The sequence below is a fragment of the Streptomyces sp. NPDC002467 genome, from assembly GCF_042889825.1.
GTDB lineage: Bacteria > Actinomycetota > Actinomycetes > Streptomycetales > Streptomycetaceae > Streptomyces.
Genome location: NZ_JBIARJ010000006.1, coordinates 350201 through 366026, shown reverse-complemented (window position 1 = coordinate 366026; position 15826 = coordinate 350201). Strand labels below are relative to the sequence as shown.

The following is a 15826-nucleotide window of genomic DNA, read 5'->3' as shown; positions in this document are numbered from 1 at the left end:
CGCCGTCATTCTGCCGGACGGGCCGGGCGGGCCGCGTACATCCCCGGGATGACCTGCGCGGACCATTACATCCGGGGACTGACGCACGGCCCGCGACCCCCGCCTTAGGTTCGGACCATGACGATCGATCAAGGCGGTGAACGTCACGTGGTGGTGCGGCTGGACGGCGTGCACAAGGAGTACGGCGACACGAAGGCCCTGGACGGGCTGTCCCTGGAGATCCGGGCGGGTGAGGCGGTCGCCGTGATGGGCCCCTCCGGTTGCGGGAAGTCGACCCTCCTCAACATGGTGGCCGGGCTGGACCGGCCCACCTCGGGCCTGGTGGAGGTGCACGGCCAGGACCTGGGGCGGTTGAACGAGACCGGACTGGCGCTGTTCCGGCGCCGCAGCGTCGGCATGATCTTCCAGTTCTTCAACCTCATCGACGACCTTCCCGTGCTGGACAACGTGGCGCTGGCCGCCCAGTTGACCGGGACCCCCGCCCGGCAGGCCCGCCGCCGGGCCCTGGAACTGCTCGACGAACTGGGGGTGGCCGCGCGCCGCAACAACCACCCGGCGACGCTCAGCGGCGGCGAGCGACAACGGGTGGCCGTCGCCCGGGCGTTGATGAACCGTCCCGCGCTGCTCCTGGCGGACGAACCCACGGGCGCGCTCGACCGCCGCTCCGGCGAGCAGGTGATGGACCTCCTCATCGACCTCAACCAGATCGGGCAGACCCTGCTGATCGTCACCCACGACCGGGAGTTGGCCACCCGATGCGCCGGCCGTCTGGTCGAGGTCGCCGACGGCCGGGTGGCCCACGAGAGCGCGCTGGAGGCGACCGCGTGAGCGCCGTGTGGAGGGCATCGCGCGCAGCCGTCGGGCGGCGCAGGGTCCAGACCTTCGTCATCGGGCTCGTCGTGCTGTGCTCGACCACGACCGTGCTGCTCGCGCTGGGGATGCTGGAAGCGGCCTCCGGACCGTTCGACAAGGCGTACGCGAAGCAGCGCGGGGCCCATGTGGTGGCTTCCTTCGACACCTCGAAGGTCACGACGGAGCAGCTGGCGGACACCGCGCGGCAGCCGGGTGTGGAGGCCGCCGCCGGGCCCTTCGCGCAGGCCGTGATCGGCGTTCCCGGCAACTGGCTGTGGATGGCGGGCGGTTCCCTCACCCTGGTCGGCCGGGCCGACCCGGCGGGCCCGGTGGACCGCGTCGAGCTGCTGCGGGGCCGGTGGGCCACGGCGCCGGGCGAGCTCGTCGTCAACAACTCGCACGGTGGGACACCCGATGCGGAGCTGCTCGGCACCGAACTGGCGGTTCCCGGGGGGCCGCGGCTGACCGTCGTGGGCTTCGCCAACAGCGTCGGCAAGTCGGCCGGCGGCTGGGTGTCCCCCGAGCAGGCGGCGGCGCTGCACCCCACCTCCGCCCAGATGCTGTACCGGTTCACCGGCTCTTCGACGCAGGCCCGGCTGGACGCCTCACTCGCACGGGCCACCGCCGGGCTGCCCGGGTCCGCGCTGACCAGTGCGCAGAGCCACCTCACCCTCAAGCGGGCGTTCGCGTCGACGGCGAACGCGTACCTCCCGTTCATGACGCTCTTCGGTGTCCTCGGCGTGCTCGTCTCGGTCCTGATCGTCGGCAACGTGGTCAGCGGGGCGGTCGTGTCCGGGTACCGGCACATCGGCGTGCTCAAGGCATTGGGCTTCACCCCGAACCAGGTCGTCGCCGTCTACCTGACGATGGTCTCCGTCCCCGCCGTGGCGGGTTCCGTGCTCGGCACCCTGGCGGGCACCGCGCTGGCCCGGCCGGTCCTGAGGGTCGCGTTCTCCGGCATCGAGATCGGCCGGGCCTCGGTCGACCGCGTCGAGCCGGGGGTGCTCGTCGTCTGCCTGCTGGGCATGCCCGTCCTCGTGCTGCTGGCGGCTCTGGTCCCCGCACTGAGGGCGCACCGGCTGCCCGCCGCCGAGGCGATCAGCGCGGGCGGCGCGCCCCGCACCGGGCGGGGGCTGCGCGTGCAGCAGCTGCTCGGCGCGACCCGGCTGCCGCGACCCGTCAGCATGGGCCTGGGCCAGCCGTTCGCCCGGCCCGCCCGCAGCCTGCTGACCCTGGCCGCCATCGTCCTCGGGGTGACCACGGCCACCCTGTCGACCGGGCTGACCAGCACCATGCTCGCGTTCGGCGACGCCGGGCGGAGCGAAGGCGGCACCGGGATCCAGGTGGAGGCGGGGATCGAGCGGCACGGCCGGCCCGACCCCAGGCTCGGCGACGCGCAGATCGAGGAGCTGCTGCGCTCCCTCCCCGGCGTGAAGTACGTACGCGCACGCGGGCTGGCCCAGGTGAACCTGGCCGGGCAGACCCAGCCCGCTTTCGGCAACTTCTACCGCGGGGACAACGCCGCGGCGTCCCCCCAGATGTACGCGGGGCGGGTGCCCGACGCGGCCGGGGAGATCGCGGCAGGGCCGTCGTTCCTCACCGAGCGAGGCCTGAAGGTGGGCGACCGGGTCACGCTGGAACTGAACGGCCGGCAGGTGCCGTCCACCATCGTCGGCGAGCTCATCGACTCCAACGCCCGTTCCCTGGACGCGAGCTGGCAGACGTACGAGCAGCTCGCGCCCGGCGCCCGCGCCATCGAGTACGCGGTGCTGCTGATGCCGGGCGCCGACGCCGGGGCCTACGCGGCGGCGGTCGAGGCGGCCGATCCCGGACTGCACGTGAACGTGGGGGGTTCGGGGAACGCCGCCACCACCACGGTCGTCGCCTTCTCGACGGTGTTCACGGTGCTGCTGACGCTCGTCGCCTCGCTCGGGGTGTTCAACACGGTGCTGCTGAACACCCGCGAACGCCGCCGCGACCTGGGGATGCTCAAGTCGATCGGGATGACCCCCCGGCAGGTGGTGGCGATGACGGTGACCTCGGTGGCCGGGCTGGGCGCGGTCGGCGGGCTGCTCGGCATCCCGCTGGGGATACTGGCGCACCGGATGGTCGTGGACAACGTCGGCATCGTCGCCTTCCCGGAGTACATGAAGGACGTGTGGCACGCGCCGCAGTTGGCCGCGATGCTGTTGGCGGGCATGGCGATCGCGGTACTGGGCGCCCTGCCGCCGGCCCGGTCGGCGGCCCGGATGACGATCGCCTCGGTGCTGCACACCGAGTAGCCGGCCGATCAGCCGACGGCGGCCCTCGGAGCGGACTCTTCGTCGACGATGCGGCCGTCGCGCAGCTCCACGACCCGGTCGGCGAGTTCGATCAGGACCGGGTCGTGGGTGGCCACCAGGGCGGTGACGCCCTCACTGCGCACCACCGCGCGCAGCAGCCTCATGATGGACCGGCCCGTCTCGGAGTCGAGCTGGCCGGTCGGTTCGTCCGCGATGATCAGGTCGGGCTCGTTGGCCAGGGCGCGGGCCAGGGCGACCCGCTGCTGCTGTCCGCCCGAGAGTTCGCCGGGTCGCTGGTCCGCGTGTTCGGCCAGGCCCACCAGGGCGAGCAGGGTCCTGGCCCGCTCCTCGCGCTGCCGTGCGGGGACCTTCCGCAGCCGCATCGGTACCCCGACGTTCTCCAAGGCGGTGAGGACCGGTATCAGGCCGAAGGACTGGAAGACGAATCCGATGCGGTCGCGGCGCAGCGCCAGCAGCCCGGCCTCGTCGAGGCTCGCGAGGCCGGTGCCGTCGAGGGAGACGCTGCCGGAGGTCGGGGTGTCGAGTCCGCCGACGAGGTTGAGCAGGGTGGTCTTGCCTGAGCCCGAACGGCCTTTCAGTGCGGTGAGTTCACCTCGGCGCACCTCGAAGGAGACGCCTCGCAGCGCGTGCACGGCGTGCGGGCCGGTGCCGAAGCTGCGGTGGACGTCGTCCACGACCACCATCGGCGCGGCGGCCGGGTTCTCCTGTTGCTGCGTCATGACGTGTGCTCCCCGTGGATGTGAACCGGTCACTTTCGAATTTGCTCATCTGTCACATCCTTCGCGCAAGTCCCTTCCCCTGTGCGTTCGAATCTGACAGAGTCGTCCGCTATCCGGTGCCGGCGGTCCGGACGGGGGAGGAACACACCATATGCTCGGCTTCGTCATGCGCCGGCTGCGCGGGCGAGTGCCGCTCGCCGCCGCCGTCCTGCTCACCGTGCTCATCACCACGACCGTGCTGACGGCACTGTTCGCGTTCACACGCGGTGTGGGCGAGGCGGGACTGCGCCAGGCGCTCCAGGGCCCGGGTCGGGACCGGAGCACCGTGCTGGTGACCGGCGGACGTCCCGTGGCCGCTCGCGCCGAGGACGACAAGGCCGTACGGGCCTTCGCCGGCGAGCTGTTCGGACGGCTCCCCGTGGCCTTCGAGACCATGGCGCGCAGCCGCTCGTACGGAATCCCCGGCGCGCGCAACGCCGGCAAGGACACCGATCTGACGCTGCTCGCCTCCCTGGACCGCGAGCGGGTCCGGCTCCTGGCGGGACAGTGGCCGCAGGCGGTCGCCGGAGCCGACCCCGCCCACACGCAGGTGGCCGTGCCGCGGGCCGCGCTGACCCGGCTGGGGCTCACCGAGGCGGCGCTGCCGGCGGAGGTCCGCCTCGACGACCGGTACGGCGGAGCCCCGCTCACCGTGCAGGTCACCGGCGTGTACCGGGCGGCCGACCCGAAGGCTCCGTACTGGCAGCTCGACCCGCTCGGCGGTCACGAACTCCAGGCCGGCACGTTCACCACGTACGGGCCGCTGCTCGTCGACGACACCGCGTTCACGGCGGGCGGACTGCCGCAGAACAGCCGCGGGGTGCTCCTCACCCCCGATTTCGCGACCGTGAGCCCCGAGCAGGCGCAGGACATCCGCGGGCGCGCGGCGGGCCTGGCGGCCGGCGCCCGCGCCTCGACGGGCGTCAAGGGCCCCGACGGGTTCCAGATCAAGACCGAACTCCCCCACCTGTTGGACGAGTTGGACTCCGGGCAGCGGGTCGCCCGGTCCACCCTGATGGTCGGCGCGCTGCAACTGGCCGTCCTCGCGGCGGCGGCTCTGCTGCTCGTCGCCCACCTCCTCACGGACCGCCAGGAGCCCGAGCGGGTCCTGCTCACCGCGCGCGGCGCCTCCCGCTTCCGGATCGGCGCACTCGGCGCGGCCGGCTCGCTGCTGCTCGCACTGCCCGCAGCCGTACTCGCGCCACTGCTCACACCGCCCCTGCTGCGACTGCTCGCCGGCTTCGGCCCGCTGGCGCGGGTGCCCCTGGACACCTCCGGGAGCCCGCTGATGTGGCCGGTCGCCGGCGCCTGCGCGCTGGCGTGCGTCCTGCTGACGGCGCTCCCCGCCATGCTGCGCGGCGCGGGAGCCGTCGCCCTGCGGGTCGGCGGCCGACGGCAGGCGCTGGTCGCCGGTGCCGTCCGCTCCGGCGCCGACCTGGCCCTGGTGGCGCTCGCCGTCCTCGCCTACCAGCAGCTCGCGCAGTACAGCGGCGACGTCTCCGAGGCCGCCGCCCCGGACGGCGGGCTCGGGGTGGACCCGGTGCTGGTCGCGGCGCCGACGCTGGCCCTGTGCGCGGGCACGCTGCTGGTGCTGCGGCTGCTGCCGTTCGCGGCGCGGCTCGGCGGGCGGATCGCGGCGCGCGGGCGGGGCCTCGGACCGGCGCTGGTCGGTTGGCAGCTCGCCCGCCGGCCGGGTCGGGCCACCGGGCCGGTGCTGCTGCTCGTACTGGCCGTGTCCAGCGGGGTACTGGCGCTGGGCCAGCACACCGCGTGGTCCGCTTCCCAACGTGACCAGGCCGATTTCGCCACCGCCGGGGGCCTGCGGATATCGGGCAGCGACCTGGCACCGCTGGGCCGCAACGGGCGGTACGCCTCCCTGCCCGGGGGCGAGCGGGTCATCCCGGTGATCCGCGCGAAGCAGGAACTGCCGGGCGGGCGTGCCGGGCAGGTGCTCGCCTTCGACGCGGCCGGGGTGGCCGAGCGGGTTCCGCTGCGCGCCGATCTGCGGGACGGCCGCTCCATGCGCGAGCTGTTCACCCCGCTCGCGGCGGGTGGCGGCGCGGCCGCCGACGGCATCGAACTGCCCGGCCGACCGCGCCGGATCGACGTGGACGTGACGGTGAAGGCCTCCGGCGAGGGCGGCCGGCCGGGCCTCGGCGTGCTGCTGCGCGACCGGTACGGCCAGACCCACCGCACGCCGATGACGCAGCTGCCGGAATCCGGGGACGCCACCGTCTCGCTGGACCTCGGCGCCCTCACCGGGGGCTCGCTCGGGTCGGCGGCAACGCCACTGCGGGTCGCCGGGCTCGTGTTCTCGTACGCGCTGGAGGACCGCCGGACGGCACAGGGGGACGCCCCCGCGGGGGCGGACCGGCCCGGGGAGCTGACCGTGCGCCGGATCTCCGCCGCCGACGCCCCCGGCGCCGCCGCGGTGCCCGCCCGTCCCGGTGCGGCCGGCTGGACCCTGGGTGCCCCGCAGCTGACGGGCGGCGGCCGGGCCGGCGAACTGGTCCCGGCCGGTCCGGACGAACTGGTGCGGGTCCGTTACCGGAGCGGCGCCGGAAGCATCGGCGGCGTCCAACTCGGGCTGCTCGCGGGCGCCGCCCCCGCCGCCGAGGTGCCGGGTATCGCCACGCGCGGCTACCTCGCCGCCGTCGGAGCGGGCGTGGGGGACGTGGTGCCGGTTCCGCTGGGCTCGGGCAGCCTGCCGGTGCGGGTCACCGCCTCCGTCGGCTCGCTGCCGGTGGCCGGGGACACGGCCGTGGCCGTGGATCTCGCCGCCGCCGGAAGGCTGTTGGCGGCCGACACCGGCCGGGAGCTGCCCGATGTCGCCGAGTGGTGGCTGCCGGCCGCCTCCGGCGACGACCCCGTGCCCGCTCGGGCCGCCGCCGAACTGCGCTCCGGCGCGGGGGCCCAGCAGCTGGAGCTCCGCGAGGAGGTCGCGGCGGGGCTGCTGGACGATCCGCTCAGCGCGGGCCCGCAGAGCGCGCTGGCCGCGCTGGCGGTGGCCTGCGCGATCCTGGCCGCGATCGGCTTCGCGGCCTCCGCGGCGGCGGCCGGACGGGAACGGGCCGCGGAGTTCGCGGTGCTGACCGCGCTGGGCACGCCCCGGCGGCGCCTCACCCGGACGGTCGCGGCCGAGACCGCAGTCCTGGTGGTCCTCGGGACCGCCGTCGGGGTGGGGCTGGGCGCCTTCATCGTGCACCTGGTGGTGCCGCTGGTGGTGCTGACGCCCGCCGCGCGGCGCCCGGTACCGGAGGTCCTGGTGGACCTGCCGACCGCCGCGACGCTGCTCCTGGCCGCCGCGATCGCCGCGGTGCCGCTGCTGTCGGCCGTGTCGGGCGGCCGCCGAGACCGAGGCGTGGCCGACCGGCTGCGGCACGTGGAGGAATCATGAGCCGCCCCGCGTCCCCCACCCCCGGGGACCGCACGCCGGAGGAGCGCACTCCCCAGGACCGCACCCCCGAGAACCCCACGGCCGGCCCCTCGCGCCCCGTCCCGGCCGGACCGGGCCCGGGAGCGGGCACCGCGCCGGGGTCCGGCCCGGCCGCGTCCCCCTCGCGCCCCGCGGGGCACCGACCCGCGCCCTGGGTGCGGACGCGGTTGCGTGCGGCTCCGCTGAGCGCGTTGCTCGGCGCCGCCCTCGTGTTCGTCACCGTGCTCCTCGCGGCCGGCCTGCCCCGGGCCGTGGACCGGGGCGCCGACCAGGCCCTGCGCTCGTTCCTGCGTGCCCAGGGCCCGGCCCCGACGAGCCTGTTCGCCTCCACCGGCTCGCAGGGCGGACCCCAGACACCGCAGGAGCTGGATTCCGCCCTGGCCGCGCTGCGCGCCCGTACCGGCGGCGCGTTCCGCCTCGCCGCGAGCGGCCCGGTGCACGGCGCGTACGGCGTGAAGCCCACCGAGCTGGCGAACCCGGAACTCACCCGGATCGAGGGGCCCGACCCCCGGCTGACCCTCGCGTACCTGCCGGAGGTCACCGCCCACGCCACGCTGGTGGCGGGGCGCTGGCCGACCGGCGCCGTGGCCGACGACGCACCGGTCCCGGTGGCCCTGTCGCGCGCCGCCTCGGAGACCCTGAAGGCGCCCATCGGCACCGTGCTGCAGTCCAAGGCTTCACTGGCGGGCCCGCAGCGGGCCGAGGTCGTCGGGCTCTACGACGCCCACGACGCGGCCGACGTGTACTGGACCGACGTGCCCTGCATGGCCCACGCGTGCGAGAAGCGGACGACCACCGTCCCGCCGCTGGCGTACTGGCAGACCGACGCCGTCGTCGGCGCCGAGGGGATCGACCGGATCGCCGGCTGGGGCGAGGGCATCCAGTACTTCTGGCGCCTGCCGGTGGACACCGACGCCCTGCGGTCGGACCGGCTGCCCGCCACCGCCAAGGAGGTCGCCTCCTTCGTCGCCGGTCCCACCTCCACCGGGCTGAGCCGCACCATCGGGCGGCCCGACCTGCGGATCGTCTCCCGGCTCCCGGAGCTGTTCACGCAGGCCCAGGCCCGCGAGCGGGGCGCGGCCCCGCTCGCCGCGATCGGCCCGGCCGGGGTCGCCGGGGTGGCCGTGGTGGTCTTCGCCCTGGCCGCCGCGTTGGGCGGCGACCGGCGCGCGGCCGAGCTGCGGCTGCTGCTCGCCCGCGGCGGCTCGCGCCGCTCCATCGTGCTGCGGCTGCTCGGTGAGGGCGCCGTGACGGTGTTGCCCGCCGCGGCCGCGGCCGCCTGGCTCGCGCTCGCGCTGCTGCCGACGCCCCGGGCGGCCGCCTCTCTGGTCGCCGCGTCCGCCGTGACCCTGATCGCCCTGCTGGCCCTGCCCGTACGGGCCTTCGTCCTGCTGTCGGGTCCGCGCACGCCGCGCCCCCGGCGACGGCTCGTCGGCGAGTTCCTCGTCGTGGCCGCCACCGCCGCCGCCGTGTACGAGGTGCGAACGCGCGGCGTCGCCCCCGCCGGGGCGGGACTCGATCCGCTGCTCGTCGCCGCCCCGCTGCTGCTCGCGCTGTGCGGCGGGCTGCTCCTGGCCCGGCTCCAGCCCCCGCTCGTCGGGGCGTTGGCCCGGGCGGCGGGCCGCGGTCCCGGCCTGGTCGGTTTCCTCGGACTGGCCCGCGCCGCGCGCGGCGGGCCCGCCGGGGCGACCGGCGGCAGGGGGCGGCCCTCGGTGCTGCCGCTGATCGCGCTGCTGCTGGCCGTCACCACGGGCGGCTTCGGTGCGACGGTGCTGGGCGCGGTCGACGCCTCCCGGCTCCAAGTCGCCCGCGACGCCGTGGGCGGAGACGCACAACTCTCCTCCCCCTACGGGACCGCCCTCCCCCGCGAACTGCTCGACGCCGTGGCCGCGTTGCCCGGCGCGCGGAAGGCGACCTCGGTGTGGGTGGACGACAACGCGTTCGGCTACTTCGGGCGGGGCACGAATCACGTCTCGGTGGTCGTCGTCGATCCGGAGTCGTACGCGGAGCTGTCCCGGACCCTGGGGCGGGGCCGCTTCGACCCCGCCGCGCTCTCCGCGAAGGGGGCCGGCGACGCGGTTCCCGCGCTGTTCAGCCGCGATCTGCTCGGGCAGAAGGGCCAGTCCGGCCCTGCGGACACGGAGGCCTTCCGCCTCTGGGCGGGCGGCGAGGAGATCCGGATCGGCGTCGCCGGCACCTTCGATGGCCCCACGCCCGCGCTGCCCGGTGTGGGCGTGGCCACCCTGATCCTGCCGGCCGGGCCGACCACCGCGGTGATCCCCAAGGCCGCGCAGCCCAACCGGTGGCTGGCGGTGGGCGGCATCGACGGTGACCGGCTGGAGGAGGCCGTGGCCAGGACCGTCCCGGCGGAGACCGCCGGGAAGTACCTGGTGCGCACCAGCGCCGCCAAGGTCGCCGAACTGTCCGGCGACCCGCTCCAGCACTCCGCCGTCAGGCTGTTCTGGGCGTCCGTGGCGGGCGCCGCCGGCTTCGCCGTGCTGGCGGTGCTGCTGACGCTGATGCGGGCCGCGCCCGACCGGGCAGCGCTCCTGGCCCGGCTGCGCACGATGGGCCTCCAGCCCCGGCGGGGCGTGGCGCTGATCCTGGCCGAGACCTGGCCGCAGGCGCTGGTCGCGGCGCTCGGCGGCGGGCTCGTCGCGGCTGCGGCCGTGCTCCTGCTGGGTCCGGCCGTGGACCTGTCCTCACTGGTCGGCGCCAAGGTCCCGACCGGGCTGGGGCCGGCGGCCTCGCCCGTACTGACCCAGGCACTGGGCATCGCGGCCCTCGTGACCGCGGCCGTGCTGGCGGAGGCCTCGATTTCCGGCAGGCGACAGATCACCACCGAGTTGAGAGCGGGAGACCAGCGGTGAAGACCGACCAGCCGACCTACGATGACCTGCGCCGGGAGGCCCTGGCCGCCGCGGAGCCCCGTGCGCGCGGTGCGGAGACGGCGATCGCGTGCGACCGCCTGGTACGCATCTTCAGCACCGCCGGGGTCGAGGTGCAGGCCCTCCAGGGGCTCGAACTGACCGTCGCCCAGGGCGACCTGGTGGCGCTCGTCGGCGCCTCGGGCAGCGGGAAGTCCACCCTGCTGAACATCCTCGCCGGTCTGGACGTCCCCACGGCGGGCACCGCCACCGTGGGTGGCTACGACCTGCTGGAGATGTCGGCCAAGGAGCGGCTGCGCTACCGGCGCGAGGCGGTGGGATTCGTCTGGCAGCAGACGGCCCGCAATCTGATGCCCTTCCTGACGGCGGCGCAGAACGTGGCGCTGCCCATGCAGTTGAAGGGCCGGTCCGGGCGCGGTGCGAAGGCCCGGCGCGCGCAGCGGGTGGCGCAGCTCCTCGAAGCCCTGGAGATCGGCGACCTCGCGGGGCGCCGGCCGGTCGAGCTGTCGGGCGGCCAGCAGCAGCGCGTGGCCATCGCCGTGGCGATGGCGAACGACCCGAAGGTCCTCCTCGCCGACGAGCCCACGGGCGAGCTGGACTCGGAGACGGGCGCCGCGATCTTCGAGTCGTTCCGTACCGTCAACCGGGAACTGGGCGCCACCGTCGTCATCGTGACCCACGACCCGCTGGTCGCCGGCGAGGTGCGCCGTACGGTCGCCATCCGCGACGGCCGGACCAGCAGCGAGGTCCTGCGGCGCACGGTCACCGACGAGCACGGTGAGGAATCGGTGAGCGAGCGGGAGTACGTGATGCTGGACCGCACCGGCCGTGTCCAGCTCCCCCACAAGTTCCTGGAGGCCTTGGGCATGGAGCACCGCGTGGCGGTCGACCTGGCCTCCGACCACATCGAAGTCCGCCGCGACGACGCGGAGTCCTGAGCCGACCCGATCCTTTTCGTCATCGCGGGATCCGACCCGAGCAGGCGGACCTCGTGCCCGGGAGGGTGATTCCGTCACCTCCCCGGGCCGGGGGTCGTTAGCGCCTCGGGGTCGGATCGGGGGCGAAGGGATGACGGATATGCGGCAGTTTCCTCTGGAGATGCACCACGTGGAACCCGGTCGGGTGGTCGAGTGGCGGCTCAGGCGCACGGCGGCGGAGGCCGTGGAGCAGGACCCCCGAGCGGGCAAGATGGCGTCCTTCAACCAGGACAAGCACTTCACGGTCGCCGAGGAGAGCAGGGACGCCGACGACCCGGTCGCCTCGTGGATCGCGGTCACCTTCGAGGTCGACGGCCCGCTCGACGAGCCGGCGCTGGCGCGGGCGCTGCTCTCCTTCGTACAGCGGCACGAGGTGCTGCGGTGCGCGTTCAGCAGGCTCGCCGGGGAGGTGGCCTGCGAGCCCTTCGACCCCGCCGAACTCGCCCTCGAAGCCGAGCCGGTGGCCGATTTCGACGACTCCGACCGACTGGGCGACTTCCTCGTCGAGCGGTTCAAGCGGAGCATCGACACCCTGTCCTGGCCCCTGTTCGTGATGGGCGCGGTGCTCCGCGAGGACTCCGCCACCGTCTACCTCGCCTTCGACCACATCGTCTGCGACGGCATGTCGATGCCGATCGTCGTCCACGAAGTGCTCACCGCCTACGAGGCCTTGTGCCGCGGTGAGGAGATCGCGCTGCCTCCCGCCCCGAGCTATCTCGACTTCGCCGACGAGCAGCGGCGCCGCTACCTGTCCATCGACGCCCGCGACGAACGCCTCGGCTACTGGAAGTCCTTCATCGAGCGGGGCGGCGGCGAGTTCTTCCCGCGCTTCCCCCTCGACCTCGGCGTGGAGCCGGGCCGGATGTACCCGATCGTGAACGAGGCCTCCCGATTGCTCGACCCCTCCGACACGGAGGTGTTCGAGAAGACCTGCCTGGCGGTCGGCGGCAAGCCGTTCATGGGGGTGCTCGCCTCCGTCGCCGTCTGTCTGCGCGAGGCGGGCGGGCCGGGGGTGTACCGGGGTCTGATGCCGGTGAGCGAGCGCGGCCGGCAGGCCTGGACGGATTCGGTGGGGTGGTTCGTCAACACCATGCCGATCGAGTTCGACGCCTCGCCCGGCCGGGACTTCGCCGCCGTCATGGCCGGGGTCCGGGCGGGCTTCGGCGAGATGATCGCCCACATCGACGTGCCGTTCGTCCGGGCGTGGGAGCTGCTGGCACCCGAGGAGTTCGCCGCCCGCTCCTGGCCGTACCCGGTGAACTTCTTCTCGTACATCGACATGCGCAAGTGCCGCGGTGCCGAGCGCCACGAGGAGTGGCGGCCGACCACCCACGTGTGGTCGGCGCGGGCCAACGGGGCGTGCTCGTGGTTCCAGCGGGACACGGACGGGCTGCACATGAACTCGATCTACGTGGACACGCCGGCGGCGCGCCGCACCATGGCCGACTTCCAGGAGGCGCTGCGCTTGACCGTTCGGGAGATCGCCCGCGCGGGCGGATTCCGCAGGCCCGTCGCGCTGACCCCGCCGCGGCGGCCGGCCGGCACCCCGCTCGACGTGGCGGGGTACGCCCGGCACGGCTGAAGCCCCCGGCGCCGGCGGTCCTACGCGAGGCGGGCCGCGCGGCCGAGCAGCAGGGCGCGTTCCCGCTCGTTGCGCGTGAGCGAGGCGGCCCGCTCGAACTCCGCGCGGGCCTCCTGCGGCCGGCCGAGCCGTTCGAGCAGGTCTCCTCGTACGCTCGGCAGCAAGTGGTAGGAGCGCATGGCCGGTTCCTCCGTCAGGGCGTCGACGATCGGCAGCGCCGCCTCGGGGCCCTCGGCCATCGAGACGGCCACCGCGCGGTTGAGCTCCACCACGGGTGACGGGACGAGGAGGACGAGCCGGCCGTAGAGCGCGGCGATCGTCGGCCAGTCGGTGTCCTCGTAGCGCACGGCGGCCGCGTGGCAGCCGGCGATCGCGGCCTGGAGGGCGTACGGACCGGTGCCGGCGTGGCTCAGGGCGCTGACGCCCCGGTGGATGAGCAGGCGGTTCCACTTGGCCCGGTTCTGGTCGGCGAGCAGCACCGGTTCCCCGTCGGGGCCGGTGCGGGCGGTGGTCCGGGAGGCCTGGAACTCCAGGAGCGCGGCGAGGCCGTGCACCTCGGGTTCCTTGGGCATCAGGGCGGCGAGGAGGCGGGCGAGTCGCAGGGCGTCCTCGCACAGGGCGGGGCGGACCAGGTCGTCCCCGGCGGTGGCCGAGTAGCCCTCATTGAAGACGAGGTAGATGACTTCGAGTACGGAGGCCAGCCGTGCCTCGCGGTCGGCCCCGTAGGGGACCTCGAAGGGCACGCCCGCCTTGGCCAGCGTCCGTTTGGCGCGGACGATGCGCTGGGCGACGGTCGGCTCGGAGGACAGGAAGGCCCGCGCGATCTCCTGGGTGGTCAGTCCGCCCATCAGGCGCAGGGTGAGCGCGATCCGCGCCTCGGTGGCCAGGAGGGGATGGCAGGAGGTGAAGATCAGCCGGAGCAGGTCGTCGTCGATGTCGTCCGGGTCGGCCGGTTCGGCGGGCGGTGGCACGTCCTCCAGGCTCCGGCCGACCTCGGCGAGCTTGCGGGCGTAGGTCTCCTTGCGGCGTACCAGGTCGATCGCGCGGTGCTTGGCGGTGGTCATGAGCCAGGCGCCCGGCCTGTCCGGGACACCCGACCGCGGCCATTGTTCGAGGGCGGCGACGAGGGCGTCCTGAGCGAGTTCCTCGGCGATGCCGACGTCCCGCACGATGCGGGCCACGCCGGCGATGATGCGCGCGGACTCGATCCTGAACACCGCTTCGACCGCCTGGGTCGCATTGCCTGCCGTCACGGCCACCCATCAGAGCAGCCGTGACGAGGCAGGGCAAACGCGGCGCGGGAACACGGGTCCCCGGGGCGGCTCACATCTCCTGGATCTCGCGGACCTCGGCGCTGACGTTCCAGCTCGCCGGGTGGATCTCCAGGAACCGGCGGGTCCACTCCATGGCCTCGGCCTTGTCCTTGCACTGGGTCAGGGAGTAGCCGCCGACGACCTCCTTGGTCTCGGTGAACGGGCCGTCGGTGTAGCTGATCTTCCCGCCGGACCAGCTCAGCCGGGTGGCCTCGGACGTGGGCAGCAGGCCGGCGGTGTCGAGCATGACCCCGGCCTTGGTGATCTCCTCCAGCAGGGCGCCCATGCGCTGCTCGAAGTCGGCGGGGAACTCCTCGGGCGGCAGGTTCTGCTCGTCGATGCGGATCATCGTCAGGAAGCGCGGCATGGTGACTCCTCGGTCGGTGAGACGGGGACTTCCCCCGCCTCTCACCCCTGCGTCGAACGGGGGACGCCCGAATCGACACCTCTCACGGAATTCTTCGGAAGTTTTTTCCGAGGGCCCGGACGACACGGTCCTACTCGCCAGTAGGATCGCGTTTCGGCCGCTCACTCCCCCGAGAGGACTCGACGCATGCCCCGCCCTTCCTCCCCCCTGCTGCTCGCCGGCCTGCTCGCCGGCGCCGCTGTGGCGCACGCCGCGGTGCCCAAGCAGTTCGACGCCATCGTCCCGCGCTCCCTGCCGGGGACCCCGCGCCAGTGGACGTACGCGAGCGGCGTCGCGGAGCTCGCGCTGGCCGCCGGGATCGCCCATCCGCGCACCCGCAAGCCGGCGGCGCTGGCGGCCGCCGCCTTCTTCGTCGGCGTCTTCCCGGCGAACGTCAAGATGGCCGCCGACGCCCGCCACCGCTCCCCCGCGCTGCGCGCGGTGACGCTGGGCCGACTTCCGCTCCAGGTGCCGCTCGTCCTGTGGGCCAGGAAGGTGAGCCGCGAGGCCTGAGCGGCCTAGGCCTGCCTATCGGATCATGCCGGGCTCGCGGGGCCTGATCCGAAAGACCGGCCCTAGCGGCTGTCGCCCACCCAGTCCCAGTGGACCTGGTCCTGCGCGCGACGGCGGTAGTGGGCCCGGCCGCCCGCGCCGTAGCGTCCTATCTCCGTCGGGAGGCGGGCCTCCTCGGCCAGCCGGCGCCCGCTCCAGCCGGTGATGTCGAGCAGGAGCCCGTCGAGGGGCCCGCCCACGAGCTCGCCGTAGACGTGGCCGGGGCGCGGTCCCGGGTCGGGGTCTTCGTGGTCGGCGCCGTAGACCCGGCGCCGGAGCATCCTGTCGTCCATGGCCCCAGCTTCACAGGCACCACTGACAACGGGCGATGATGGCGGAGAAGGGCACGCACGAACGAGGAGCGGTAGGCACATGGCGGCACGTCGGGTACACCAGCCACTGGAGGACCAGGAGTTCGACTTCGTCCTCTCCATGACGACGGGGCCGGTTCTCGCCTACTTCTGCGGGTCCTGGCCCAAGGCCCTCGACGCCTGCCGCGCCATGGACTCGGTCGTCGGCGAACTGGCGGCGGAGTACGGGACGCGACTCACCGCCATCCGTACCGACATGACCCGCTGCCCCGGTCCGACCAGGCGTTACGGAGTGACCGGCGCTCCGACGACCGTGCTCATCGTGGGCGGCGAGGTGGTCGCGAGCCACGCCGGGCCGATGACGCGCGAGGAGCTCGAACACTTCCTGGACGCCCACCTCTGAGCGGTGCGGGCCCCCATTGGGCCCTGCGGGCGAACTCGGGCGATC

General features: G+C 74.3%; 12 protein-coding genes. 8 read left to right on the top strand and 4 right to left on the bottom strand.

What is annotated here, in order from left to right; all coding sequences use genetic code 11:
* The first annotated feature begins 117 nt into the window (after positions 1-117).
* Positions 118-828, top strand: a complete 711-nt coding sequence (locus tag ACFYYJ_RS15980; protein ID WP_389132657.1) for an ABC transporter ATP-binding protein — start codon at positions 118-120, stop codon at positions 826-828.
* Positions 825-3134 carry an FtsX-like permease family protein gene (locus tag ACFYYJ_RS15975; RefSeq protein WP_389132654.1) on the top strand — a complete coding sequence of 770 codons (2310 nt, stop codon included), beginning with the start codon at positions 825-827 and terminating at the stop codon, positions 3132-3134. The genes ACFYYJ_RS15980 and ACFYYJ_RS15975 overlap by 4 nt, the downstream gene beginning before the upstream one ends.
* An 8-nt stretch (positions 3135-3142) precedes the next feature.
* Here ACFYYJ_RS15975 and ACFYYJ_RS15970 read toward each other — a convergent pair whose 3' ends face one another.
* Positions 3143-3874: an ABC transporter ATP-binding protein gene (locus tag ACFYYJ_RS15970; RefSeq protein ID WP_385360630.1), complete on the bottom strand. Its 732-nt coding sequence runs from the start codon at positions 3872-3874 to the stop codon at positions 3143-3145.
* Positions 3875-4025: 151 nt separating this feature from the next.
* Here ACFYYJ_RS15970 and ACFYYJ_RS15965 point away from each other — a divergent pair, with 151 nt between their 5' ends.
* The 4 genes from ACFYYJ_RS15965 (at position 4026) to ACFYYJ_RS15950 (ending at position 12796) form a co-directional block, all read left to right on the top strand.
* Positions 4026-7310 carry an FtsX-like permease family protein gene (locus ACFYYJ_RS15965; RefSeq protein WP_389132651.1) on the top strand — a complete coding sequence of 1095 codons (3285 nt, stop codon included), beginning with the start codon at positions 4026-4028 and terminating at the stop codon, positions 7308-7310.
* On the top strand, positions 7307-10219 hold the full coding sequence (locus ACFYYJ_RS15960) for a hypothetical protein (protein ID WP_389132649.1): 2913 nt from the start codon (positions 7307-7309) through the stop codon (positions 10217-10219). The genes ACFYYJ_RS15965 and ACFYYJ_RS15960 overlap by 4 nt, the downstream gene beginning before the upstream one ends.
* Positions 10216-11175 (top strand): ABC transporter ATP-binding protein, encoded by a 960-nt coding sequence (locus tag ACFYYJ_RS15955; RefSeq protein ID WP_389132647.1) that lies wholly within the window; start codon positions 10216-10218, stop codon positions 11173-11175. The genes ACFYYJ_RS15960 and ACFYYJ_RS15955 overlap by 4 nt, the downstream gene beginning before the upstream one ends.
* Positions 11176-11314: 139 nt before the next feature.
* Positions 11315-12796, top strand: a complete 1482-nt coding sequence (locus ACFYYJ_RS15950) for a condensation domain-containing protein (RefSeq protein WP_389132645.1) — start codon at positions 11315-11317, stop codon at positions 12794-12796.
* Between the two features lie 20 nt (positions 12797-12816).
* Here the strand turns inward: ACFYYJ_RS15950 and ACFYYJ_RS15945 are convergent, their stop codons facing one another.
* Complete coding sequence (locus tag ACFYYJ_RS15945; protein ID WP_389132642.1) at positions 12817-14055, bottom strand: RNA polymerase sigma factor; 1239 nt, start codon at positions 14053-14055, stop codon at positions 12817-12819.
* 64 nt (positions 14056-14119) lie between these two features.
* Complete coding sequence (locus ACFYYJ_RS15940) at positions 14120-14476, bottom strand: YciI family protein (RefSeq protein WP_385125151.1); 357 nt, start codon at positions 14474-14476, stop codon at positions 14120-14122.
* A gap of 186 nt (positions 14477-14662) precedes the next feature.
* On the opposite strand from ACFYYJ_RS15940, the gene ACFYYJ_RS15935 reads away from it, so the two are divergent.
* Complete coding sequence (locus tag ACFYYJ_RS15935) at positions 14663-15028, top strand: hypothetical protein (protein WP_389132639.1); 366 nt, start codon at positions 14663-14665, stop codon at positions 15026-15028.
* A 62-nt stretch (positions 15029-15090) separates the two neighbouring features.
* Here ACFYYJ_RS15935 and ACFYYJ_RS15930 read toward each other — a convergent pair whose 3' ends face one another.
* A complete protein-coding gene (locus ACFYYJ_RS15930) occupies positions 15091-15360 on the bottom strand; it encodes a hypothetical protein (protein WP_389132637.1) in 270 nt (89 codons plus the stop codon).
* Positions 15361-15439: 79 nt separating this feature from the next.
* Between ACFYYJ_RS15930 and ACFYYJ_RS15925 the strand changes: the two genes are divergently transcribed.
* On the top strand, positions 15440-15781 hold the full coding sequence (locus ACFYYJ_RS15925; RefSeq protein ID WP_389132635.1) for a thioredoxin family protein: 342 nt from the start codon (positions 15440-15442) through the stop codon (positions 15779-15781).
* Positions 15782-15826: the final 45 nt, after the last annotated feature.